Origin of the sequence: Iodobacter fluviatilis, from assembly GCF_900451195.1 — a bacterium.
GTDB lineage: Bacteria > Pseudomonadota > Gammaproteobacteria > Burkholderiales > Chitinibacteraceae > Iodobacter > Iodobacter fluviatilis.
On sequence record NZ_UGHR01000001.1, the window covers coordinates 339512 to 360878 of the forward strand.

A 21367-nucleotide genomic window follows, 5' to 3' on the forward strand; every position below is an offset into this window, starting at 1 on the left:
TTAGGCTCGCAAAGGAATAGAAAGCGCCACCGGCTGCTGGCCGCGCGGGCCATCGATGCGTTCAGCTTCTAAGGTGACGCTGAGTGCGCCGTGTGGCTGGCCCAGCTCTAAGGTGACACGCTGGGCGCGGATACGCGGCTCCCATTTTTTAAGCGCGGTGGCAGTTGCGGCCATCACCCGTAAGCGGGTTGCACCGTTTAAAGGCTGATCGATCAGCGCGGGGATTTCAGAGCCATAGTCGCGGCGCATTAAGCGGCTGCCTAGTGGCGTGGTGAGCACATCGGCAATGGATTGCTGGATATGGGCCAGATCATCAATCGCATGGCCGCTGTGTCTGTTCAGGCCCGCCATTATTTCGGCCCGCCTGTGCTGTCATTGCCTCTTTGCACCTTATCGTGGGTGTGATCATGCAAGACCACGCCATTACTGGTGAGTGCGCCACCGCTTTGGGTGATTGGGCCGGTAATCGTGGTTGCACCGCCCCCTTCACCGCCGGTACCGCTCATGCCTGCGGCGTAGCTGAATGCGCCCAGCACATCGGCTTTGCCTTTAAATGTACTGTCGCCCTTAATAACCAGATCACCGCCCACGGTGAGATTGCCCGTGGTGGTCGTTTCAGGGCAATCGACGGTGACGCTATCGGAGGCTTGAATCAGTGCAGTCTTGATGCCGGTGACACTGAGTGCGCCGCTGTCGTGGTTGTAGCTGAGGAGCGCTCCGTCAGGAAAGGCCACGCAAGTGACGGTGGCGGCAGAGCTTGGCGCAGGCATCGCATCTGAAAACAGCCCAGGCAATACCACGCCCGCGCCCACTTCACCGGATTGGCTAAATAGAATCACTTGCTCGCCGACGCTGGGCGGACTCCAGATCCGCACCTTGCCTGCTCGAGGGGTGAGCCATGGCAGCCAATCGGTCAGCAGCTCGCCGCTTTGCACACGGCAGAGCGCATTGGTGTGATCCACTTCGGCCACGGTGCCGATGCGGATCAGGCTTTCTAAAATTCGGGAATGTTCGGCTGTTTGATTCATTCAGCCATAGTGCCGCGCCGGTGCGTGATGTTCACGCACCGGCGGGTGTGAGGAGGTTTTTTACATTAACGAGTGGTTTTTTAAAATATGCTACGAAGTGTTTTTTTTGTTCACAGGGCAGTCTGGGCTCTGTGCTTGAGGGCAGTTCTTGTCTTCACTACACTTGTATTCGTGCTGGGGATAAATCTCGCTGCTACTCGGCCCTGAAACATGAATAATGATTTTAATCATTATTATTATGACCTTTTTAAAGATGTTGCAAAAGCGTGATTTTTTAAGCTTTCTCATGACATTTTCCTGCCGTTTTAAACAGCCTCCAAATTGCCGTCACGACGATTATCAAAAAACAGGGGAAAATGAAAAACTGATAAACGGCAGGGTATCTTTATCCGCGAAATAAATTTTATAGCTAACTAACCTCGCTCAAATTTACAAATTACTTGCTAATTTGACTGAGGATAGTCTCGGCGATGAGTTCATTATCGCTTTGGCTAAATCCCAGCAATACGCGGGCGGCGTATTTGTGTTTGATGGTGCCCGTTTTATTGACGCGGCCAGATAAGCCAAATTGATGAATTTGAGCAATGCGGGCCGTGCTGGGGGAGAAGCGAACGACTGCACCGTTGTCGCTGCTTTGGGTTTTAAGGTGGCGGGTGGTGCGCAGTTTGGCAAACATCTGCCTTTTAATGCGTCCTTTCTTTTTACGCTGCTGCGGCAAGCGTGGGGCGTAGGGCGTGCCGTCGGGGTTTTGCTGGGCTGCGATATGCGCTTGCTGGCGTTTGCGTAACTCCATCGCCAGCTTCTTATTCATGCCGCGTAATTCTTTCGTGCTTAGATTCCCCAATAAGCCCGCCGCCCAGCCTTCCAGCGCTTTAAAGTTGTCGCTCATTCAACTGGCCACGGCTGATCGCGCAGGAATAGCTCCCAATCTTTGCCCGCGTATTCATCCAGCGGCGGCTCGCCGTAATGGGTGATGACGGGCTTGCCGTCTACTTCTCGCACCACCACGCGCTCAGTCAAGTTTATCTTGATCGAAAGGTCTATGGTGTCGTGGTTCAGGATATCCGCTTCAAAACTGATACCGTTCTGGCGTTTGTCTACATTACTAAAAAGCTCGGGCTGATTGCTGCTTACCCAGGCCAGCAACGGCACCATGATGGTGTCTGGGTGGTCGGCGTAATCCTGAATGATGGCGTTTAGGGTGTATTGATATTCAAATGAAAGCGACTTGCCCGCCGTGGCAATGAGATTGCCTTCATCAATAAAGATGGCCAGCTTGTCGGGATTGTGGGCGAGGTGTTGAACGGTGGCAGAAAGGTAATCGCGCAGGCTGGCGGGCTTAATCATGGGGCGGCCTTAGGGGTCTGCTGGCATTGCAGCACCATATCGACTTGTGCCGCGCAGCTGTGCCACGCGGCTTCCAGATCATCAATCGCTTGATTCAGCTCGCCGTTTGTTTGGGCTTGGCTCGCTGGCAGGCGGCAGGCTGTCACGGTGGGACAGCCAATCTCGATAAGCTGCACCGCTGGCGATTTCGGGGCGCTGGCGCAGGCGGGCAATATCAGCAGGCAGGCGAGCATCAGCCCAATCCCTGACTTCTTTGCTTTCATTTTTAATTTGCTCCATGGCGCGTTTGTTTTTAAGCAGGGCAGAATTGACGCTTTCAATGCTGCTGCGTAAATCAGCCTGGGCGGCGTCGTTGTCGCTGCTGGCTTTGTAAAGCTGCTCAAGTAAGGCCGCTTGCTGGGCCTTGTCTTGCTCGCTGGCGTTTAATTCGATTTGCAGCAGCTCGGCTGTGTGCTTCTGGCCTTGGTGCAAATTGATGGCAATCAGCAGCGCGGCTAGGCAGCACAAAGCGATAAGGGCAAGGGCGGTGAGTCGGCTCATTTAAGCCCCGCGTAATAGGTTTTATCCCCTGCAAACTTGGTCAGCACTTGCCGCCGGTTGGCTCCTTTACGAAAGCCGATATGTACCCAAGCGCTCGGCAGTGTGGGGGACTCTAAAATCAATTGATCAAACTCGATATCAGAGGCGGCCAAAGTTCTTGCAATCGTTCTGGCCGTGCCAAACTTTGGGCAGCGGATATCTACGGCGCGGGCGGTAGCGTGATCGCTGCTGGCGCTGCCACCGACCACTTTATTTAATGCGGGGGTACGCCAGCCGCTAGTAATAATGAGGGGATTGTTTCCGAGTATTGCCCGGATTTTTTCTAATTGCTCGCAGGTGTGGGTCGCGTTGTCTTGCAGCGTGGCGGGCAGGCTGTTGTCGATGTTGAGGCGGTCGGCGGTTGCGCTGGCGGTGAATTCGCGCAGGCTGAAGTGTGGGGAGAGCTGGGGAGAGGTGTTCAATGTGAGGCTCCTTGTCTAATAATTTCTGAATAGGCCATACCAAAGCGGCCCATAAATCGCTGACGTTGCCGCGCTTAAAGCAGAAATAAACACCGCCAAACAACAGTAAAAAGGTGTGTGCCGGATTGGTGGCCGTGATCCCCATCAGAAGGCGAATAGCAGTCAGGCCGTAATAGACGGTTAAGCCATAAGCAAAAATAGAAATGCCTAGGCTATGGGCTTTGCTGTTTCGATTAAACAGGGCAATGCTGAGCGCTGCAAAGAGGCAGGCCAGCACGCTGATGAGTAAATAGAGGTTCATTTTTTGCCCCCGATCTTGAGTAAGTCCTCGGGGTGTTCAGCCCGCACAATCAGCCATTGCAGCAGCTTCATACTGATCGCACCGGCAATCAGTGCGCCGATGCCTTCGCTGACGACAATCGAAGCGGGCAGGGGAATGGCGATCAGATCCGCCACCAGTTTGGCGGCCACGCAACCGGCCACAAAGGCGGTCAAAAAGAAAACGATCTTCTGTAAAACGCTGAGCTTTTGCGCGGTCATGATAAACACCACGGCCCCCGCAAAACTGCCCATCAGTACGTCGGCGTGGATGCCTGAGAACAAGCCCGCAATGGTGAGTAAAAACACGGTGAAAGAGGCGGCGGTGCCGGTGAGTGGTTCGGTCATTGGTTTAGTCCCATAGTTGAATAATGGTTTTTTTGGATTCGGGCGGGATGGCGTCGGGCAGATCGATCAGGGTTCCCATGGGAATCAGTGGCCCCAAGTCGGCCAGCCGGTGATTAGCGGCCAGCGCTGCTTCGGTTACGCCTGCGGTTTTGCCGTAAATACGCCAGCAAATATCGTCCAGCGTGTCGCCTTGCTTGGCCACGACTTGCATCAGATCAGCTCAACACTGGCGCGGTTTGATCCGAGTAAGTCCCGAATAGCCCAACGTGCGTCGCGGCGTAGGTCTTCGATAGGGTCAAGCAATTTGTCTGCCTTATCGTGCCCGTCGCCGGTGCTATCAAAATCGCGGTAGCGCTCGATCAGGTTTGCCCTGGCTAAGCAGTACACGGCACGGATGTAATGGCTGACTAATACGCTCTGACAATCCAGTGTTTCGCTTTCGACTTCGGCTAAGTTCTGGATGCCATCGGCCAGATGTTTGGCTTTAAATTTGCGTAGGTCTTGATTGGCGCTGGCCATCGCCGCAATCAGCGCCATTCTTAGCCTTGGCTCGGTAACGGTGCCATCGATGCGTAAAGCTAAGCTTGCGTCGGCCATATCGATATCTGGCCAGAAACCGCTGTTTTTAATCAGCGGCTCTAAGCTTTCGCCGCTTTTTTGTGCTGCAATAAATCCCATGATCTGTCCTTAAGAGGTGGAGGGGGATTTGAAAGAACCTTAAAAGGCTTCGCCTCCCCCTGCCTCTTGCTGCGGGGTACGCTCGGTCGGCTACTTTTCAGCGGCCATGTTCTTGATCTCGCGCTGGAGTTTTTCCAGATCCTTTTTAACGCCGCATTTATCGTGAAGCGCGAGGGCTTGCTGGAAGTAGTCCACCGCCGCCGGTTTGTCTTGCTCAGATAAGCCGTAGGCAATGGCCTTAAACAGCTTGGCCTTCACCTGGTCGGGCATATCTTCGGCCTGGGTGATTTCGGCAATCTCTTGCAGCCCGGCTACATCGATGACTTCGCCCAATGCCCGGCCATTCATCGCGGTATCGGCCATTTCCTCGACAACCAAACACGCCAAGGTGCGCTGGTACTGATCCGGCAGAAACAATTTATGCTTGATCGCATAGCGCACAATGGGCAGCGCGTCGGTGAAGTTGCCGGTGTCGATCATCCACACCATGACAGTCATCAGCACTTCATCTTGCCCGCCACCTTGGGCGGATAAAGCGCCGCTGATCCATGGCGCGTAATCGGGCAGCATTTCGCGCTTGGCATCGATCTTGCGGCTAAGGGACTGGATCTGCTTAAGCCGTCGCTTGTCGCCCGCGAGCTTATGCAACATCAGCGCGTAGCCGCTTGCATTCACATGGGCACCCGAACCGCTCTCTTTTGAGCGCTGAGCCGCCGTCATGCGCAACAAGTGGGCTTTTGCGGGACTCACTTTCCTGCCTCTGCGGGTTTTTCTTCTGTGCGCTCTTCGGGCAGTAGCTCGATGTTTTCAATCAGGCAGCCCGCTTCATACGCTTCAATCACATAAGCGTCGTTTGCGCTTTCGTAATCCGCAATCTGGTCATAGTCCGGCTCTTCGCGTACATGACGGCGGCGGCCTCCCTCTTGCCAGTACAGCGACAAATTAGCCAGCGGCAGAATCAGCATTTTGTCTTTTGGGAAGAAAGGCACCGTGACGGCGGTTTTGCCGCCAATGCGCTTTTGGCTAATCAGCATATCCAGCGCCATTTCTTCTGTCGGGGCGTGCTCGCCATTGATTTTTGGGAAGTATTTATCGGCTAGTAATTCGCTGGAAACGATCACCACTAAATTGGGATTTTCGCGGTACTCGGGGTGAATCAGGCTATTTACTGCATCAAACACCAGCGCATCGACATTGCTGTAATCACCTTTTTCAGTCTTCCAGGTAACGTCGTCTTCACCCTTGACCTTGGTTTTACCCACAATAATTTTGCCGGAGCCTGGCTTACTTTCTGTCATTACATTAATTGGGGCGTTTTCGCGGTACTGCTGCAGCCAGCCTTTGTTTACGTCTTGCAGCAACGGGTATTTTTCGCGGTCGGTATCTTCGGCCACGGATACACCATTAAAGCCAATCATGATTCGATCAAGCGCTTGCTGGTGGACGATCACATCGCGGATTTTGGTCTGAAAGTTTGGGAACTTGGCCCACATATCCAGCTTTGCGTAGCTGATGCCGGTATCAAAGTTGGTCTTTACACAGCGATAGCGGCCAGAGCTTAAATCGGATACATCGCGTGGCTTGCGCGGTCCCTTTTTGGTATTGGTGCGGCCTGCAATGGTGCCGGTCACGCCCAGCCCCAGCTTTTCGCCTTCCATTTCTTTGACGGAAGGCATATTGATCTTGCTAAGGAAGGTGCTCGACATTTGCACGCGGGTTTCCAGCTTTTGCTGGATGGATGGATCAACCGTAAAGGTTTTATTCGCATCGGGAACATTATTTAATAGCGCGACTTTCTTTTCAAAAGCGTTATAGGCAATTCGCGTTTCATTGCGCATGGTGTTTCCTTATTCTGGTTTTGAATTGTTTTTATGGAATGGCGGGGTATGGGTGCATCAGCAGTCGGTTTCTAAAGACACCGCGCCGCCGGTGGCTTTGTCGCGTTGGCCTGAAAAATGCGCTGGCTCGTTTTCAATCTTCGATTTGAATTCGCGTAATTCGGCCATTTCGTTTTTCAATTCATCGATGCGGCTTGCCATGGTGCGAAAGCCATCATTGTTTTCTGCGGTTTGCTCGGCGATGGCTTCCAGGGCTTGCTGGATATCCGCAAATTGCAGGTTTTCTTTTTCTGCTTTTTTAGAAAAAATATTCTTTACAGATTCCAGCATCGACACGGCCTGCGTTCCTTCTTCTTCGAGTGCAAACTCGATGGCATTGGTAAATAAACAGTTTTTATTGGTTTTACGGGCCATCAGCGGGCTGGCACCGCCGACTGAGGCTGAGAATTGCAGCATGGATGTACCCAAGCTGGCGGGGTTATCGGTGACGGCTAAGCCGGTTAAGTAGGCTTCCCCGGTGCCTGCAAAGTCGGGGTCACACTCGATGGAGGTGTAAACCTTCTGGCGGTTCTGATTCATCGCCACCAGTTCGGGCGTGGGGTCAATCGTGGCAAACAGGGCCATCTTGCCGTCGATTTCTTTGGCTTCCAGTGCCACCACATCGCCGTAAGATTTAAAGGCGCTGTCCGGGTAAATGCCCCGGATATGCTCCATATTCACCCGCGCCCCAAAGGTGGCCGGGTTGTAGTTCTTTGCCATCTGGCTGAGCCATGCACGGGTAATGGTGCGGCCATCGGTGGTTGCGCCTTCGGTAGCGACCCGAAATGATTTAAATTTTTTGTCCATAGACCCTTCTGCGATTTGATTGAATAGCGGGGTTAATTCCTGAAGGCACCCACTATCGCCACAAAAGAAAGGGTCATCAATTTGCTTTCGGTGTGAATCGCCAAGCCACAAAAGCCAACAAAATACAGCCGTCTTTGATTGCCTTAGCCTTTGGCTATGGAAAATATAAACAGCAAAGACCCGCGTATAGAGGCCCGCCACCTGTATTGGTCGGGCTGGCGTATTTCACGGATTGCGGAATCATTAGGCGAAAAACCCGCCACGGTGCATAGCTGGAAACGGCGCGATGAATGGGACAAAAAGAAGCTGATTGAGCGCGTCGAAGAGTCGCTGGAATCGCGCTATATCTTTCTTTTGAATAAGGACAAAAAAGAAGGGATCGACTTTAAAGAAATTGATTTGCTCTCGCGGCAAATGGAAAGAGTCGCACGGATCAATAAATACAACGGCGGGGGGAATGAAGCTGATTTAAACCCGAACATTGCCAGCCGCAACAAGGCAGAGCGCAAGAAGGCCACAAAGAACGATTTTAACGATGAGCACGTCGATTTAATCAAAGACGCCTTTATGGATTCTTTGTTTGCCTATCAGCACGGCTGGTTTGAGGCAGGCAAGAAACATAGCTTTCGCAATGTCTTAAAATCCCGGCAGATTGGCGCAACCTGGTACTTCGCCCGGGAGGCTTTATTCGATGCGATGACCACGGGCCGCAATCAGATCTTTTTAAGTGCCAGCAAGGCGCAGGCCCATGTGTTCAAGCAATACATCATCGCCTTTGCCAAAGACGCCGCCGATTTAGAGCTAAAAGGCGATCCCATCGTCTTACCAAACGGCGCAACACTGCACTTTCTGGGCACCAATGCCCGCACCGCGCAGAGCTACACCGGCAATCTATACGTGGATGAGTATTTCTGGATTCCGCGCTTTCAGGAACTCCAAAAAGTCGCCTCGGGTATGGCCTTGCATTCGCACTGGCGGCAAACCTATTTCTCGACACCTTCCAGCCTGAATCACGATGCTTACCCATTCTGGTCGGGTGACGCCTTCAATAAAGGCCGCGCCAAAGCTGATCGCATTCAGCTCGATGTAAAACCCGCCAGCCTCGCTAAAGGCCGCCTCTGTGAGGACGATCAGTGGCGGCAAGTGGTCACGATTGAAGACGCGATTGAAGGCGGTTGCAATCTGTTCGATCTGGACAAGATTAAAAAACGATACAACCCAAACGATTATCAAAACTTGCTGATGTGCGAGTTTATCGACGATAGCGCCAGTATTTTTCCCTTATCTGAATTGCAAAAGTGCATGGTGGATAGCTGGGAGAAGTGGGAAGACTTTAAGGCGATTGCCCCGCGCCCCTTTGGCTACTGGCCTGTGTGGATTGGCTACGATCCGGCCTTATCCGGGGACAGCGCGGGCTTGATCGTACTGGCCCCGCCGCTGGTGCCTGGCGGCAAGTTTCGCGTGCTGGAGAAACGGCAATGGAAAGGCATGGATTTTGCCGCGCAGGCCCAAGGGATTAAGGATATCTGCAGCCAATACAACGTGGCCTATATCGGCATTGATACGACCGGCATCGGGCAGGGCGTTTATCAACTGGTTAAACAGTTCTACCCAGCGGCGAGAGCCATCAATTACAGCGTGGAGATGAAAGGGCGCTTAGTCATGAAGGCGCAAGACGTGATCCGCAATGGGCGCCTGGAGTTTGACGCGGGCTGGACGGATCTTGCGGCCGCATTTATGGCAATTCAAAAAACCATGACCGCCAGCGGGCGGCATGTCACTTATTCGGCCAGCCGTTCCGAAGAGCTGAGCCACGCCGACCTTGCTTGGGCATGTATGCACGCGCTACTCAATGAGCCGTTAGAAGGCTCGACTTCCACTAATTCCGGCTTTATGGCGATCTATTAAATGAAAAAACAATCTTTTTACCAAGCAAAAGCAACCTTAACGCCAGAAGCAAAAGCGCCCGATCAATCTGTGGCCTTCACCTTTGGCGAGCCTTCCGCCGTGCTCGATCGCCGCGAGCTGCTGGACTTCTTAGAGTGCGTAAACAATGGCAAATGGTACGAGCCGCCGATGTCGTTTGATGGCCTGGCTAAAACTTACCGCGCCACCGTTCACCATTCCAGCCCCTTACAGGTAAAGCGCAATATCCTGTTAAAAACCTTTATCCCGCACCCGCTGTTAAGCCGGTCTGAGTTCTCAAAGTTTGCGCTGGATTACCTGATTTTTGGCAACGCCTATTTAGAAAAGATCACCAGCCGCACCGGTAAGGTGCTGGGCCTGAAGCATGCGCTGGCTAAATATATGCGGGTGGGGATGAAAGAAGAGCAATACTTTCAGATCCTTGATTACGCCAACGAGCACCAGTTTCAGCAAGGGGCCATCTTCCATTTATTAGAGCCAGATATTAATCAGGAGATTTACGGCCTGCCTGAATACCTGTCGGCGCTCAATTCTACCTGGCTGAATGAATCCGCCACGCTGTTTCGCCGCCGCTACTTTGCCAACGGCAGCCACGCCGGTTTTATCCTGTACATGACCGACGCCGCGCAAAACGAAAGCTATATCGATGATCTGCGCACTGCATTACAAGGCAGCAAAGGCCCTGGCAATTTCAAAAATCTGATGGTGTACGCGCCTGGCGGTAAGAAAGACGGCATGCAAATCCTGCCCATCTCAGAAGTGGCGGCAAAGGATGACTTCTGGAACATCAAAAACGTAACCCGCGACGACCAACTGAGCGCCCACCGCGTACCCGCGCAACTGATGGGCATCATCCCCAACAACACCGGCGGCTTAGGTGACGTAGAGAAAGCGGCGACCGTGTTTGCGTATAACGAGATTGAGCCATTACAAGAGCGGATGAAGGAGTTAAATGATTGGCTGGGGGTGGAGGTGATCCGGTTTAAAACGTATTCAGTTACGGCAGAGTAAATCAAATCAGCCCCAATAAATGGGGCTGATTTAATTAAGACTAATTGAGGAAGCAATAGAGCCTGTTTGCTGATCAAAACAGACTTTTTAAATATTTTTTTGATGCGTTTTGTCTTAGGCTTTGGTGCCCATATTCAGCAACCTGCCTAATGTTTATACATGTAAGGATATAAAGACATTCGACATTTCAGCATTAGATCATCTGCATCGTTCTTAACATTTTGCCAATCAACAACGCTCAATATTTCGCGAGCTTCAGATCTAACCTGATTCCATTCTTGGTTGTGAAATATTTCATAATCATCACAATGAAATGCGACTTCGCTAAGCTCGTTGCAGATATTCCAGAGGCGTTCGATTTTTATTCGCATTTCCTGGGTAAGTCTTTCCGGGAAATTTTCTAGAAAATTATTCAACGGCAGCATCATGTCAGACCAGACTTCGCAGGCAGGGCAATATGCGATTGTTGAACTTTGTTCCACTGCTTCCAAAGACAAAAACTCAAGTGCTTGACATAAGACACATAGCTCCAAAACAGGTTTGAACTCGTCCGCGAGGTACCATACCCAGATTTGAATAGAGAGCTTTTCATCCATACGAGCCTAACGTAAAAGTGAGGGGCTGCGCGTTTTTGCGCAGTCCCTCTCGACTGAGGGGGGCATTTTACCTTTCACAGTTTACCTTTCCGCTTTCATTCTGTACGCACCGCAAAGTGATATTGCTCATGGCTGGGCATGTCTGCGATGCCTAACGTTAGAATTAACCGGCACCGGAACGTCAGTGGAGGGAATTTTACCAGCGCAGCTGGTAAAATGTCCGGTTGAATGATTTGTTAGCTATTTAATTTCATCTAGAAATAAGTTTAAATGTTTTTCGTAAGTGTTATTTTTATTTCCATATAATGTGCAATGTTTTGATAAAAATTTATAATAGCAATTATTTGATATGTTATTTAAAAGCACTGCTACGTCTCTTAAATTATTTGCCCATTTAATATCATCAATTGTTCTAGAAATAATATTTTCTCCAAGAAAGATTGTTCCTGCTTGACTATTAAATTGAAGAGACCAAATTTCATATGAGTATCTTGAACCTACGCCTAGGCTTTTTAGATCATCAAAAAGTGCTTGCTTTTTAGGAGGAAATAAAAATCTATTTTTAGCTCTTAATATAGCTTCAGCGTAAAGTTTGTCGAGATTGTGAGAGCATTTTCTAGCTTTTTTATATGCATCAGAAGGCAATTCGTTATCTTTACTAAGAGATAATATTATTGATTTTAATGAGCATTCAATTGACATAGTTAAATCAACAATTGCTTTAGCTCTAAAGTTTCTCATCTGCATTGATTCAGTATTTTTAACTTGATCAAATTTTTCTATAAAAAGGTTGCCATCAATATAGAAATTTCTTGCAACAAGACCTTTTACAGCTCTTTTAGGTTTATGCTTTTTAGGCAATCCTTGGGTTAATTTGTCTATAAGTTTCATATATTTTAGCTAACGTGAGATATACACCTATTCAGGTGTATATCTGTTTTGATTATGTGCATAACTAACTATGCAATTATAATTTTCTATTTATATTCAATCATATGGATGTGTTTATGGCAGATAGTACACACACCTAAGGGACTCTTTTACCTATGCTTACTAGATGAGCTTGGCTGAAATTATAGCGAAAGGAATTGTAACATAAGAAGCCTTGGTCTAAGTGCATCCTAAGTATTGTTCAGTAGGTCTATGTATCTATGAGCTGATACAAGTCTTCTATGTATGTTTTTGATGGTTGATTTTGAGGTTAACACCCAGCGCGCGCCCTCATGACCCCGCCACGCCTGCCCACTTAACCCATTATTTTTTATGCACCTGCATGATGCATCTCGAAGCCACGTCAGATATGGCTCTGAGCGGTAGAAAATCCCACTCTGAAACCCTGCGTTATTTGCGGATTTGTTGCTGGTTCTTGCAAGGGCTGGTGTTGATATAGCCGGATGAATGTCTTAGTTGAAAATTTACTTATTACCTAATCTTTTGAGCAAACGTAAGAAAAAATAAGATGACGAGTTTAATGTCAGTGAGTAGAGTGCGAATTATTTTATTTATTTCAAAATTCTTACGTCATTTATGCTCCCGTGTTGAATTTTCCTGCTGGTAGCTAGCATTGGGCAAAGATACGCAAGATTTAATAAATGGCTTAGACATTACCTCTTGGTTAGAAATCAAAGGACCATTTAAATGGAAGAGAAATATTTACCTGGATGTTTGGAAAAAGATAAACGGTATTAGTCAATTAAATCTGTGTATAAAATTTGTATTGAAACTAGAAATTTTGAAATAAATAAATTAACACAACGTAATAACTTTTTCATGCTGTTTCAGGGTGTGCTACTTGCTGCTGCATTGCAAGATCAAAATAGTAAACCTATTCTTGAATTTATTATTTGTTTTGCAGGTGTTCTTGTTTCATTTTATCAAATGCAAATGGCTTCTGGCGCTAAATATTGGCAGGAGTGGTGGGAAAGTAGGTTAGAGTTTTACGAAGGAAAACTTAAAGAGTATAGCGAAGAGAGTAAACCTGAATTTTTTGATTTGTTTGCAGTATCAACCGATGATGTATATCAAAAAGTTGAGTCAAGACTTAGAAAAAATCGGGGGGAGAGAATGACTAATTTTCTTATTCTTAGTTCATTTTCTGTCAGTAGAGCACCAATTAAAGTCAGCGTTGTTTTGTTGTTTAGCTGGGTGTTACTTACCTTGCATACACTTGATTTTGGAAAATTCCCCCTGATTTTTGATGTGATTAAAGGATTTTTATTTATAGGCCAGTAATATGATTTGTCTTTGAGTAATGTCAAGTTATGATCAGTTTATTCTAATTTTTTATTTTTATGTAATAGTAAACAAAGGGAAATGTATGTGTGAAGCGTTAAGAAATAAATTTAATATTCCAGTGGATCATACTCTTGTGCAAACGGGAACGAAATGGGAGCAAAGGAAAGGGCAGGATACCGATCTTACTATGTATGATCAGATGGATCCGGAAGGAAATATTATTGCTAAATATATTGAAAGAGACTCGACGTCTATGTATCCACCATGTGGGAGGAGTATTACCTACGAGCTTGTTAAATAGAAATATTTAATGGTTTTTTAAGTTTTCTAATTACAAAGCAAGGGGCCAAGTCTTATATTTTGCATGGAATAAAATCTACAGTGGTCTGCAAAGTCGGTTGAATTGATTTCATCTATGTCAAATGCAAATCATAACCCTTCAGGTTGAAAGTACAGCTTTTGGCGTCAGCTTGAGCAATCAGTCAGGACTTTCTGTGCTTGACATAAATAAGGCACCTCTTTAAGTGTTACATATCTGCCCAGATATTCTGGCACCAATCAAGCTTGCCGTTCACCAATGTTTTCCGAGCTTGACGAGTTCATTCGTTCCAGTCTTGAGGAGGGTGTAGCTCGTCGAAGTTGATCAGCGTGTCACAGTTAATACAGTGATGCATTGAGCTTGCGTCTTGGAAATGCATTCCACAGAAACAGCCGCAGAACGGACAGCATTCATAGATTTCAAAGTCTCCCCATTCGCAGACTCCTAGGTATTCCGGAATACCATCCCTGTCAAAGCCGATTATCTCAAACGAGTCGGTCGGTTTTGGTACGAACCCGTAATGTCTTTTTAGTTCGTTGAGCACCTCGGTGGGACCGATGGAGAACCACTCACCAATCCCGCGGAGGCCTTTGTAGTGCTCATGAAGCTCGCTTTCCATAGAAGCATCGTTAGCGGTATTGATCCAGCCCATTAGCTTTAATGCTGAGGGGTTGCCTGTTTGCAGTGTTTTTACGCGACGCTTTACATCGGTGCTGCGTCCAATCTTTACTTGGTTGCGTAAATCATCTGACACAAAGTAGACGGGCATATCTAGTAGACCTAATAATGCCGCGTTGAGCGGTATTTATAAATTTGCAGTTTTGTTGAATACTTTTTCGGAGTAAAACCACAAAACTGCGACTTAAAAACTATCCAGCACACGAAGTTTTCGGTGCTTGAGTGATTTGTTATGTGTTTTTCCCATAGTACTCATTCTTAACTATATCCTGAGCCTTTGAGATTGCACTTTCATTGCTTTCGAAGTCCATTTTATAGAAATAGAAGAATGCTATATTAAATTTTGCCAATTCAATAAATATATAATTATTTGTTGAGTGAAAAAAATGGAAATCTTGATTATTTGTAAAAAGAACGCACAGCGAGTTTAACCTTTGGACTTTTGATTTAACACTAAGAACTCTTAAAGCAGAGCGTAAGTTTGAAAACACTTTTGCTGGACTTGTATCTATTGGCCCTTGAAACATTGAAATAGGTAGTTTTCCAATGTAAGGAATATATTCAGCGTCTTTTACTCTGTTTAAATTTCTACGCAAGTCCAGGATTTGAAATTTATACTCCAAACTCTCAAGCCAAAGAATAATAAGTTCCAATGTTTCCAAAGAAAAACCTTCGTTTTTAACATTGACTCTATCAAACTCGTGCTTAAGATGCCTTTCAAGAGAACCTAAAATATTAGAGTTGCAGTCCTTGCAGGCAGGAACTGTAGTTGTATTGTAGGTTTGTGCGTTACCATTAGTGGTTGTAATGAAAGTGCTCTTTGTACAGCGATTATAAACCCATTGAGGAATTACATGCTCCCTAGTCAGATTTTTAGTTTCACCACAAAATATACATATTTGAGCCGAGTGATCTTTGACTATTGTGTCAATAACCCTCGTTCGATTTTCCCTGATTTTTTTTCGGAATTTAATCAGCTTTGCAAATAAGCTCATTTACTAAGTCCACTCTTCTGTCAGACATAACGTTTGAATTAACCGGTTGTCGCGGTATTATCGCGCCAGTCAGTGTTGAATGATGGGTTAGGCCTCATCGGGAAATTGAGTTTCTTGTCTGGCACGTGTTGAAAGTTGTAGTAATTCGGCATTTGAAACCATTCGTTCGACAACTGAGCGGTATTGATTTAGTGACTCTCGAAGGCTTTCAATTTCAGAGCCGATACGGATCATATTTAGGCTATCTTCTTCTTCTCCTGCCATCACGGAAATGTACCGTGCTTTTTCTTCATTTGTATTTGCAATAGGAAACATATTCTTGAAAAAGAGGGCGGAGCCTATGCCGTGCAACGTGATGGTGCGATCCATCTTGTACCCTATGGCCTCACTTAGACGCTTCTGTAATGTCGGATTTATTACGGCAATGTAATCTTGGCCAAGAAGGCCACTTTGTAACTTGTATAGCCGTGAGCCTTGTTTCCGAATTGTGGCATCCCATCTCCCAATGGTCGCTAGCGCCGATGGCGCATCCATTCCAGTGATTTTTTCAACAGGATTAGGTTGTGCTTCGGAAACAAGTTCCTCACCATCATCTACACAGTCCTTCAAAAGAAAATACACACGCAAGAGATAGAGAACGGCCTCTTCACGCTCCTTTGAAGTTTTGAAGTTCCTAAAATCTGAAACTCCAGATCTGAGTAAATCAACTACACCTTTAATTTGCGCAAACATGATTAATGAGGCCTAACGTAGAAGTGTGGGGTGGTCGGAGCGCGAAGAGCGAAGTGCACCCAAAAGCGCAGCTTTTGGGCCGTCCCTCTCGACAGCCGGGTTAGAGATCATCCGGAAGTGTGTCTGCCAGTGCCCAGCCTTCATGGGTAAGCTCAAAGACCTCACCTTTGTGACCTCGTTCAACAACAAAATTGCGATCAACTAACTCATTAAGAGCATATTCCCAACGAGCGCTTTCTCTTCCTCCTTGACCACCAAACGATGATTCGCCGGCTTGGATAAACCGCGATCCAATAACAGCAATTTTCAAAATTGTGCCGTTCGTATCTTTGGAGGCTGCTTTCAATAGAACCTGCGCCTCATCTGATAACTCGTGATTCCTTGTTTCTACGTATGTGGCTACAAAATCAACATCTTCAGTAGTATCTGGCCGGCTTTCGAATAGGCTTTTAATATGTGGATTGTGATGAATGCACAGCTGAAGGTGGCGACTAATTTTTTCTTTGAAATCAATTGTGTTTTCAAATTCCTCAACAAGTCCCAAACCTTCGCATTTTTTTTTGAATTCTTGGAGAGCTTGGTACTGTGTTAAATCAATACTTTGTAGCGCCACTGGTTTTGATGAGAAATAAATCATGGCAGGTTTGCCTGTTTCTATGTGCCTTTCGATTTCTTCGACAGTTCCGCTTTTAGCTTCACCAGTAGGAGTCCCAAGGCGGGTCCAAAAAACGCCAATCAACAAGTCACAATCTTTCAGTACGCGACTATTTATTAGCTCTTGGGCACGTGATCCTAATTCTGGTGATGAGTGCGTTTCCCAACCTGCTGGCATTAAAACAACCCCGTTTCTTGTGGAGTTTATGTAATTCCACGTATGAACCACCTCTCTAACGATTTCACGTTCCTCAAATACATCGCCTGGTGAGGCGATCATCACTGGTATTACTGTTGCTTGATATGCCACAAGACTCTCCTATGATTTCTAACGTTGGAATTGAGCTGCCCGCTGCGGCATAGCCTAGGCAGACGAGGTGCCATGCCGCAGCGGGTCAGCTGGAATGACGGGTTAGGCATCAGCTGGGCGTGCGTGGATAGCATTGAACTCATTCAGCAGCCGCAACTCGGCAAAGGTAGTTCGAGGAAGACGGTAAGCAAAAACCATGGGAACATTCGAGTGAAGACAATGACGTGCAACGCAATGAAGACCAGAGGAACATTGCGTTCGATGTGAGTAAGTGGTTTGTAAAGAGTTGGGTTTGTTCCACGCTCCATCGCGTCCCACTCCGCTTCGTAGGGACTAATGGGAAGTCGCTTTTCAATCTGGTGAATGACTTTGAATTTGGCGGTATTGAGATTCGAGTAGGAGATAATGAGAGTTCGCCAGAGCCAAGAAAGCGCCACTCCACCGCACGCAAGCATCCAGTTGTACTCGCCAGTGTCCTTTACCGAGAGATATCCGACAAAAGCCAAGATTGCCGAATTTAAACTGAGAAAGTAGGTATTGGCCGTGGCGCGCCTCTGGCTGATGCGGTCAGCCATCTCGACATAGAGTTTGTATTGATCTAGAAGATGGCTGTACCACTTGTCATTGTGCGGGTAGGTCGTACCCTCAGCGATCTCGTTGAACAGACCGGCTCGATCAACCTGTGGCGAGACCATTCAACGATCGCCTTTGATGAGCTTCTTCAAGTTCTCCCAAGTCCATTTGTAGAGTTTGTCGCTGGCTTTCGCGGTAGGTGGCTTAGAACAGCCATCTTGGTAGGCAGAGAGCAAGAAGTACGGCTTGTCGATTTCCTGGGCTATTGTGACTTCATATGCGATACCTGTTGCGGTAGACATGTTCTTGCCACAGAGAACGCACACCACGTCGACGTACGACATTTTCGCCTTGATCTTTGCCCTCCAGTCGCCGGTGAGGTGTTCTTTCGATGACCAGTCAGCAAACTCAAAGTCGGTGTCTGGGTGCTTCGACTGCCCAACGAGCAAATCCTTCTGCCGTGCGTCATTGTCGTAGTCGAAGCTGATGAATACTTTTGTCTTAGCCATATGTTCCTCCTGAATTTTTGCGCAATAGACCCAGACCGACCTAAAGTTTAAGGCTGCTGCGCCTTCGGACAATTAGCGTCGCGCCCATGTTGACTGCCGGGTTAGATTCAATTTGCCTCTGGAATGCTAGGCACAGAAATGTCATAAATGACACACCCAGCTTTTGCTCTCATTAATGCACTTCGCCGAAATTCAAAAGACTTGCTTCCATCGGTTGCATTCGCAATCTCAATTTTCAAACCATTAATGATGTCGTTGCGTGTTTGGGCAATAGTAGAGCCACTCAGTCCCGACGTTTTTAATGCTTGGCCAGCAAAATTTGTCGCTCCAGCCCAACCGCTAAGAGCTGCAACAGCTGTTCCATTTGATGCACTAGCAGCGATTAGTGCGGGAGCAAATACAGATCCTGCAACTAGGCCACTCATTGATAGCCAGTAGGCATTTCTAGCTTGCTCTGCAGAGTCTTTTTCGTATCCTGACAAAAGTGGTTTGCAATAATCAAGGACTTCTGAAAGAGCATCTTCTAATTTTTTATTGTTTACTTCCTCATCCAATTTCTGGGCTGCAATTGATTTATCTGAGGTCTCAGATTTGGTGAGCATTAAAGTACGTGATGCGGATTTATCAACGGGTTTAATTATTCCCGTACTGCTACAACCCGTAATGGAGATAACAAATAGCGTAACTAAAGAAATATTTTTCATAGTAGTGGCTTTTTATGGGGTGAATCTAACGTAGAGTTAACCGTGCGCGGTCCGGAAAGCTGAATAAACAAAACCGCACTATAACCGCGCTGCGGTTGAGCGCCATGTTATGTAGGTTCGGTGAAGTCAAAAACTACGCATCCATTTCCTGATGCTGCAATCCCCTTGAGGTCTAGCGCCGACTTACCTTGCAAGTTTTTTAGAACTATTTGAGCTTTCTTGCCTGAAGCGGAAGCAGCGATACTATTGAGATCAAGCGCTGTGAATTGCCGTGCGTCCAAAATCATTCCACCGCCAGATACTGCGATACCTTTTAAATCCAATACAGAAAGTGCCATATAGCCTCAGTTTTAATTAGACATAATAAGATATAGAAACCCTAAAATGGCAGAAAAATCAATACCTTGGGTGTATGAAAAACGCCGTGTCCACTTTAAAGCCCTTGCGGGGCGGCGGCGATCTGAAGTGTTTTATGCCAATATACTACACCCGATTGAACGGTGATTCCCACCTTTGTTTTGCTTTTTGGTCAGGTTAGCGATTGATTACTTAGAGTTCAGCGTAAGGTGGATGCCTGAATTTGCCATGAAAATAGATGTGTTAGCTGCTTTGTTTAATTAATCCTTCTGCGGGATTCTTGCGGGGCAGGGTGATCATCTGTTGCGATTTGTGGTGATGCCCTTCAGTGGGGCCTAGTTCTAAGTGTTTGATTGTATTGGATAGATTTAAGCCCCTCACGCATGGGGTGCAAGGGGCAGCTTACGACCCACTGCCGACATTCAGCTAGCATTTTTATGAGTGGCAGTAACGAAAGTGAAGCTGCCGCACAGTGGTTTAAGCTGAACGTCTGCACCTAGACTGCTACGGTGGTGGAACGAGGGCGCTGGTGCGTTTTTATGAGTCTTGTGGGTATGAGCGCATGCGGCCTTCGCGTGAATGGCTGGCCCTGCCAATTGCTGGGGCGCAGCCTCAAGGCTGGGCAGCCGCCGCCAGCTAGTTGATCCTGATAAAAAAATATTTATTTATGGAGGAGTTTCTTTTTTAATGGGTTTATCTCCACACTAATTATTGTACCTTTTGCATGAGTGCCGACATTTACTGTTATTGAAAATAGTATTTCAAAAGTTTCGCTATTTGAGTCAACGGCAACCACTCTTGCTTTTATTGGCCAACATAATACATCTATTTTACGCGAGCTATCACTTTTGTCTTCTATTGTATAATTATTGTCTCCAATCCAATCTGATATTAGATCAGATGAGCTCAAATACTTAATTCTCAATAGGTAAATAAACATGAATACAAAAACGGCAACACAAACAAAAGATAGCATAATTACCTCTTGAGTCATTCGTTTTTTCAAACCTAATTATACTTTAACTAGGTTTAATTATATATTAATATTCATAATAAAATAAATCCATGTGAGTTAATTAATTTATAGTCAGACGTGTACTGTCCAGAAGAAAAATTATTAGCGCCATCATAGATGCTTATTTGCATATTTATTAATGTTCACTCACCATAGATCGCCTATCGACCCAATACGGAAGTACATGTTTACTACTTCCGTTCAATACAAACTTGCTGAAACCATGCCGAAAATGTAGTCCATTTTTCATCAGTGCAGCCATTGTGTGACCAAAATTTAACGACCCCATTTTCTGAAACGCAGAAGTAGTCGCCGTTATCCTCGATGAATGGTAACCACTTTTTATTTAGCCCCATTTTATTCCAAGCTATATCCGCTATTTCAAAAATATCGAGATAACCACTACCTGGCAATACTACTGCAGCATCAAAAACCGCATTTGCCACATTTCCACCTCCTTTTAAAAAGGCGATATATTCATTCGGAAATTTGAACTTAAGCTTTTCTTCTGCATTTTTAATCTCCTCGTCTGAGGGAATACGAAACGGGTCTGACGTCATAATGAAATCTCAAAAAATGCAAAAGTAAAAATGCCTACTTCTGGCCGACTACCGCCTGTTTTCGCCCCAGAGCAGACTCTCATGGATAGAACATTAATATTCTATTTTACATCGATTTTTAATCATACTTTTATATGTGCCCACGTTGGAGAGTTAAACCAATTTACCGGGTCAATTTCTCTAATTGGATTCAGCCATTCATTGTTATCCTCAAGTGCCTCAGCTAAAAACGAGTACTTCTCTGAGTATAGGTCTTCTTGGAAATTATGAAATAAATCTTCCAATGAGTCAGCGAGTTTAATTGCAACATTGCAATCGTAATCAATGAATATTATTTGTCCAATTTTCCCTAGTTCGGAAGGGTCAAGGTCGATGCACAGCATGCATGTACCATTGTCATCCGCTATAGGGAAACGTTTTTTATGTAAAGTGTAGCCTGCCTTAATTTGTGAATCTGCATACTTTAGCGGTGATGAATTAGCATCAATATTGTTGACTAAATTTATTGCGTCTTCAATGGAAATAAATTTCATCCCATAAACCAAATTAGCAATGGATTCTGACTCAATTCCGTTGTGGATTTCATAAAGTTCAATCAATTGCAACGGCAGCTCACTCCCAATCAATTTTTTAAGTTCATCAATTGAGTCAACTGCTGCAGGCTTATTTAACGAAGAGTGAATTTTAGGAGCATTAGCTAACAGCCAATCTTCAATTTTTCTCCATGACGTTTTAAGAGGGGCGTTTTCCATTTTTTCCTCGTTGATACGATAACTATTAAACTTCGAG

General features: G+C 46.5%; 28 protein-coding genes and 1 pseudogene. 3 read left to right on the forward strand and 26 right to left on the reverse strand.

Annotation, left to right across the window (positions count from 1 at the left end; genetic code table 11):
• The 13 genes and pseudogenes from DYD62_RS01555 to DYD62_RS01620 form a co-directional block, all read right to left on the reverse strand.
• Entirely contained in the window at positions 1-351 is a 351-nt protein-coding gene (locus tag DYD62_RS01555) for a GPW/gp25 family protein (protein WP_115225753.1), read from the reverse strand.
• Complete coding sequence (locus DYD62_RS01560) at positions 351-1028, reverse strand: phage baseplate assembly protein V (protein ID WP_115225754.1); 678 nt, start codon at positions 1026-1028, stop codon at positions 351-353. Before DYD62_RS01560 ends, DYD62_RS01555 begins: the two co-directional genes overlap by 1 nt.
• A gap of 436 nt (positions 1029-1464) precedes the next feature.
• Positions 1465-1917, reverse strand: coding sequence for a phage virion morphogenesis protein (locus DYD62_RS01570; RefSeq protein ID WP_115225756.1), 453 nt, complete (start codon positions 1915-1917; stop codon positions 1465-1467).
• Complete coding sequence (locus DYD62_RS01575; protein WP_115225757.1) at positions 1914-2375, reverse strand: phage tail protein; 462 nt, start codon at positions 2373-2375, stop codon at positions 1914-1916. Before DYD62_RS01575 ends, DYD62_RS01570 begins: the two co-directional genes overlap by 4 nt.
• A complete protein-coding gene (gene lysC / locus DYD62_RS24350; protein WP_115228170.1) occupies positions 2372-2638 on the reverse strand; it encodes an Rz1-like lysis system protein LysC in 267 nt (88 codons plus the stop codon). The genes DYD62_RS01575 and lysC overlap by 4 nt, the downstream gene beginning before the upstream one ends.
• Before the next feature lie 273 nt (positions 2639-2911).
• Positions 2912-3376 carry a YcbK family protein gene (locus DYD62_RS01585; protein ID WP_115225758.1) on the reverse strand — a complete coding sequence of 155 codons (465 nt, stop codon included), beginning with the start codon at positions 3374-3376 and terminating at the stop codon, positions 2912-2914.
• A gap of 64 nt (positions 3377-3440) precedes the next feature.
• A pseudogene (locus tag DYD62_RS24355) lies at positions 3441-3677 on the reverse strand (phage holin family protein); the annotation flags it as partial.
• Entirely contained in the window at positions 3674-4042 is a 369-nt protein-coding gene (locus DYD62_RS01595; RefSeq protein ID WP_115225760.1) for a putative holin, read from the reverse strand. The pseudogene DYD62_RS24355 and the gene DYD62_RS01595, both read right to left, overlap by 4 nt.
• 4 nt (positions 4043-4046) lie before the next feature.
• Positions 4047-4253 (reverse strand): tail protein X, encoded by a 207-nt coding sequence (locus DYD62_RS01600; protein WP_115225761.1) that lies wholly within the window; start codon positions 4251-4253, stop codon positions 4047-4049.
• Positions 4253-4720, reverse strand: coding sequence for a head completion/stabilization protein (locus tag DYD62_RS01605; protein ID WP_115225762.1), 468 nt, complete (start codon positions 4718-4720; stop codon positions 4253-4255). The genes DYD62_RS01600 and DYD62_RS01605 overlap by 1 nt, the downstream gene beginning before the upstream one ends.
• A gap of 90 nt (positions 4721-4810) precedes the next feature.
• A complete protein-coding gene (gene gpM / locus DYD62_RS01610; RefSeq protein WP_207916267.1) occupies positions 4811-5470 on the reverse strand; it encodes a phage terminase small subunit in 660 nt (219 codons plus the stop codon).
• Complete coding sequence (locus DYD62_RS01615) at positions 5467-6558, reverse strand: phage major capsid protein, P2 family (protein WP_115225764.1); 1092 nt, start codon at positions 6556-6558, stop codon at positions 5467-5469. The genes gpM and DYD62_RS01615 overlap by 4 nt, the downstream gene beginning before the upstream one ends.
• Before the next feature lie 57 nt (positions 6559-6615).
• On the reverse strand, positions 6616-7404 hold the full coding sequence (locus tag DYD62_RS01620; RefSeq protein WP_115228171.1) for a GPO family capsid scaffolding protein: 789 nt from the start codon (positions 7402-7404) through the stop codon (positions 6616-6618).
• A gap of 156 nt (positions 7405-7560) precedes the next feature.
• Between DYD62_RS01620 and DYD62_RS01625 the strand changes: the two genes are divergently transcribed.
• Together DYD62_RS01625 and DYD62_RS01630 are read left to right on the forward strand one after the other, a co-directional pair.
• Positions 7561-9312, forward strand: coding sequence for a terminase ATPase subunit family protein (locus DYD62_RS01625; protein WP_115225765.1), 1752 nt, complete (start codon positions 7561-7563; stop codon positions 9310-9312).
• The gene (locus tag DYD62_RS01630) at positions 9313-10341 is read left to right on the forward strand and encodes a phage portal protein (protein ID WP_115225766.1); all 1029 of its coding nucleotides are present in this window, start codon (positions 9313-9315) and stop codon (positions 10339-10341) included. It abuts the gene before it with no gap.
• Positions 10342-10487: 146 nt separating this feature from the next.
• On the opposite strand, the gene DYD62_RS01635 is transcribed toward DYD62_RS01630, so the two are convergent.
• Both DYD62_RS01635 and DYD62_RS01640 read right to left on the reverse strand, forming a co-directional pair.
• Positions 10488-10937 (reverse strand): hypothetical protein, encoded by a 450-nt coding sequence (locus tag DYD62_RS01635; protein WP_115225767.1) that lies wholly within the window; start codon positions 10935-10937, stop codon positions 10488-10490.
• Positions 10938-11177: 240 nt separating this feature from the next.
• Positions 11178-11828 carry a hypothetical protein gene (locus tag DYD62_RS01640; RefSeq protein WP_115225768.1) on the reverse strand — a complete coding sequence of 217 codons (651 nt, stop codon included), beginning with the start codon at positions 11826-11828 and terminating at the stop codon, positions 11178-11180.
• A gap of 810 nt (positions 11829-12638) precedes the next feature.
• On the opposite strand from DYD62_RS01640, the gene DYD62_RS01645 reads away from it, so the two are divergent.
• A complete protein-coding gene (locus DYD62_RS01645; protein WP_207916269.1) occupies positions 12639-13169 on the forward strand; it encodes a RipA family octameric membrane protein in 531 nt (176 codons plus the stop codon).
• Positions 13170-13771: 602 nt separating this feature from the next.
• Here the strand turns inward: DYD62_RS01645 and DYD62_RS01655 are convergent.
• The 11 genes from DYD62_RS01655 to DYD62_RS01710 form a co-directional block, all read right to left on the reverse strand.
• Complete coding sequence (locus tag DYD62_RS01655) at positions 13772-14260, reverse strand: GIY-YIG nuclease family protein (protein ID WP_115225771.1); 489 nt, start codon at positions 14258-14260, stop codon at positions 13772-13774.
• A gap of 139 nt (positions 14261-14399) precedes the next feature.
• A complete protein-coding gene (locus tag DYD62_RS01660; protein WP_115225772.1) occupies positions 14400-15164 on the reverse strand; it encodes a hypothetical protein in 765 nt (254 codons plus the stop codon).
• A gap of 87 nt (positions 15165-15251) precedes the next feature.
• The gene (locus tag DYD62_RS01665) at positions 15252-15896 is read right to left on the reverse strand and encodes a hypothetical protein (RefSeq protein ID WP_115225773.1); all 645 of its coding nucleotides are present in this window, start codon (positions 15894-15896) and stop codon (positions 15252-15254) included.
• Positions 15897-15996: 100 nt separating this feature from the next.
• Positions 15997-16860: a DUF4062 domain-containing protein gene (locus DYD62_RS01670; RefSeq protein ID WP_115225774.1), complete on the reverse strand. Its 864-nt coding sequence runs from the start codon at positions 16858-16860 to the stop codon at positions 15997-15999.
• 143 nt (positions 16861-17003) lie between these two features.
• Positions 17004-17555, reverse strand: coding sequence for a RipA family octameric membrane protein (locus DYD62_RS01675; RefSeq protein ID WP_115225775.1), 552 nt, complete (start codon positions 17553-17555; stop codon positions 17004-17006).
• Positions 17556-17942 (reverse strand): TIR domain-containing protein, encoded by a 387-nt coding sequence (locus tag DYD62_RS01680; protein WP_115225776.1) that lies wholly within the window; start codon positions 17940-17942, stop codon positions 17556-17558.
• Between the two features lie 107 nt (positions 17943-18049).
• Positions 18050-18646, reverse strand: coding sequence for a hypothetical protein (locus tag DYD62_RS01685; RefSeq protein ID WP_115225777.1), 597 nt, complete (start codon positions 18644-18646; stop codon positions 18050-18052).
• A 107-nt stretch (positions 18647-18753) separates the two neighbouring features.
• Positions 18754-18984 (reverse strand): hypothetical protein, encoded by a 231-nt coding sequence (locus DYD62_RS01690; protein ID WP_132038590.1) that lies wholly within the window; start codon positions 18982-18984, stop codon positions 18754-18756.
• 680 nt (positions 18985-19664) lie between these two features.
• Positions 19665-19997: a hypothetical protein gene (locus DYD62_RS01700; protein ID WP_132038591.1), complete on the reverse strand. Its 333-nt coding sequence runs from the start codon at positions 19995-19997 to the stop codon at positions 19665-19667.
• Between the two features lie 212 nt (positions 19998-20209).
• Positions 20210-20578 (reverse strand): SMI1/KNR4 family protein, encoded by a 369-nt coding sequence (locus DYD62_RS01705; RefSeq protein ID WP_115225780.1) that lies wholly within the window; start codon positions 20576-20578, stop codon positions 20210-20212.
• A 122-nt stretch (positions 20579-20700) separates the two neighbouring features.
• Complete coding sequence (locus tag DYD62_RS01710) at positions 20701-21330, reverse strand: SMI1/KNR4 family protein (protein ID WP_115225781.1); 630 nt, start codon at positions 21328-21330, stop codon at positions 20701-20703.
• Positions 21331-21367: the final 37 nt, after the last annotated feature.

What these genes read in the sequence shown, in the direction of transcription:
- DYD62_RS01560 (WP_115225754.1), bottom strand. Translation starts at nt 1,028, where the DNA reads ATGAATCAAACAGCCGAACATTCCCGAATTTTAGAAAGCCTGATCCGC.
- DYD62_RS01615 (WP_115225764.1), bottom strand. Translation starts at nt 6,558, where the DNA reads ATGCGCAATGAAACGCGAATTGCCTATAACGCTTTTGAAAAGAAAGTC.
- DYD62_RS01600 (WP_115225761.1), bottom strand. Translation starts at nt 4,253, where the DNA reads ATGCAAGTCGTGGCCAAGCAAGGCGACACGCTGGACGATATTTGCTGG.
- DYD62_RS01710 (WP_115225781.1), bottom strand. Translation starts at nt 21,330, where the DNA reads ATGGAAAACGCCCCTCTTAAAACGTCATGGAGAAAAATTGAAGATTGG.
- lysC (WP_115228170.1), bottom strand. Translation starts at nt 2,638, where the DNA reads ATGAAAGCAAAGAAGTCAGGGATTGGGCTGATGCTCGCCTGCCTGCTG.
- DYD62_RS01595 (WP_115225760.1), bottom strand. Translation starts at nt 4,042, where the DNA reads ATGACCGAACCACTCACCGGCACCGCCGCCTCTTTCACCGTGTTTTTA.
- DYD62_RS01665 (WP_115225773.1), bottom strand. Translation starts at nt 15,896, where the DNA reads ATGTTTGCGCAAATTAAAGGTGTAGTTGATTTACTCAGATCTGGAGTT.
- DYD62_RS01700 (WP_132038591.1), bottom strand. Translation starts at nt 19,997, where the DNA reads ATGACTCAAGAGGTAATTATGCTATCTTTTGTTTGTGTTGCCGTTTTT.
- DYD62_RS01685 (WP_115225777.1), bottom strand. Translation starts at nt 18,646, where the DNA reads ATGAAAAATATTTCTTTAGTTACGCTATTTGTTATCTCCATTACGGGT.
- DYD62_RS01680 (WP_115225776.1), bottom strand. Translation starts at nt 17,942, where the DNA reads ATGGCTAAGACAAAAGTATTCATCAGCTTCGACTACGACAATGACGCA.
- DYD62_RS01605 (WP_115225762.1), bottom strand. Translation starts at nt 4,720, where the DNA reads ATGGGATTTATTGCAGCACAAAAAAGCGGCGAAAGCTTAGAGCCGCTG.
- DYD62_RS01630 (WP_115225766.1), top strand. Translation starts at nt 9,313, where the DNA reads ATGAAAAAACAATCTTTTTACCAAGCAAAAGCAACCTTAACGCCAGAA.
- DYD62_RS01635 (WP_115225767.1), bottom strand. Translation starts at nt 10,937, where the DNA reads ATGGATGAAAAGCTCTCTATTCAAATCTGGGTATGGTACCTCGCGGAC.
- DYD62_RS01690 (WP_132038590.1), bottom strand. Translation starts at nt 18,984, where the DNA reads ATGGCACTTTCTGTATTGGATTTAAAAGGTATCGCAGTATCTGGCGGT.
- DYD62_RS01655 (WP_115225771.1), bottom strand. Translation starts at nt 14,260, where the DNA reads ATGCCCGTCTACTTTGTGTCAGATGATTTACGCAACCAAGTAAAGATT.
- DYD62_RS01675 (WP_115225775.1), bottom strand. Translation starts at nt 17,555, where the DNA reads ATGGTCTCGCCACAGGTTGATCGAGCCGGTCTGTTCAACGAGATCGCT.
- DYD62_RS01575 (WP_115225757.1), bottom strand. Translation starts at nt 2,375, where the DNA reads ATGATTAAGCCCGCCAGCCTGCGCGATTACCTTTCTGCCACCGTTCAA.
- DYD62_RS01620 (WP_115228171.1), bottom strand. Translation starts at nt 7,404, where the DNA reads ATGGACAAAAAATTTAAATCATTTCGGGTCGCTACCGAAGGCGCAACC.
- DYD62_RS01570 (WP_115225756.1), bottom strand. Translation starts at nt 1,917, where the DNA reads ATGAGCGACAACTTTAAAGCGCTGGAAGGCTGGGCGGCGGGCTTATTG.
- DYD62_RS01640 (WP_115225768.1), bottom strand. Translation starts at nt 11,828, where the DNA reads ATGAAACTTATAGACAAATTAACCCAAGGATTGCCTAAAAAGCATAAA.
- DYD62_RS01660 (WP_115225772.1), bottom strand. Translation starts at nt 15,164, where the DNA reads ATGAGCTTATTTGCAAAGCTGATTAAATTCCGAAAAAAAATCAGGGAA.
- DYD62_RS01705 (WP_115225780.1), bottom strand. Translation starts at nt 20,578, where the DNA reads ATGACGTCAGACCCGTTTCGTATTCCCTCAGACGAGGAGATTAAAAAT.
- DYD62_RS01555 (WP_115225753.1), bottom strand. Translation starts at nt 351, where the DNA reads ATGGCGGGCCTGAACAGACACAGCGGCCATGCGATTGATGATCTGGCC.
- DYD62_RS01625 (WP_115225765.1), top strand. Translation starts at nt 7,561, where the DNA reads ATGGAAAATATAAACAGCAAAGACCCGCGTATAGAGGCCCGCCACCTG.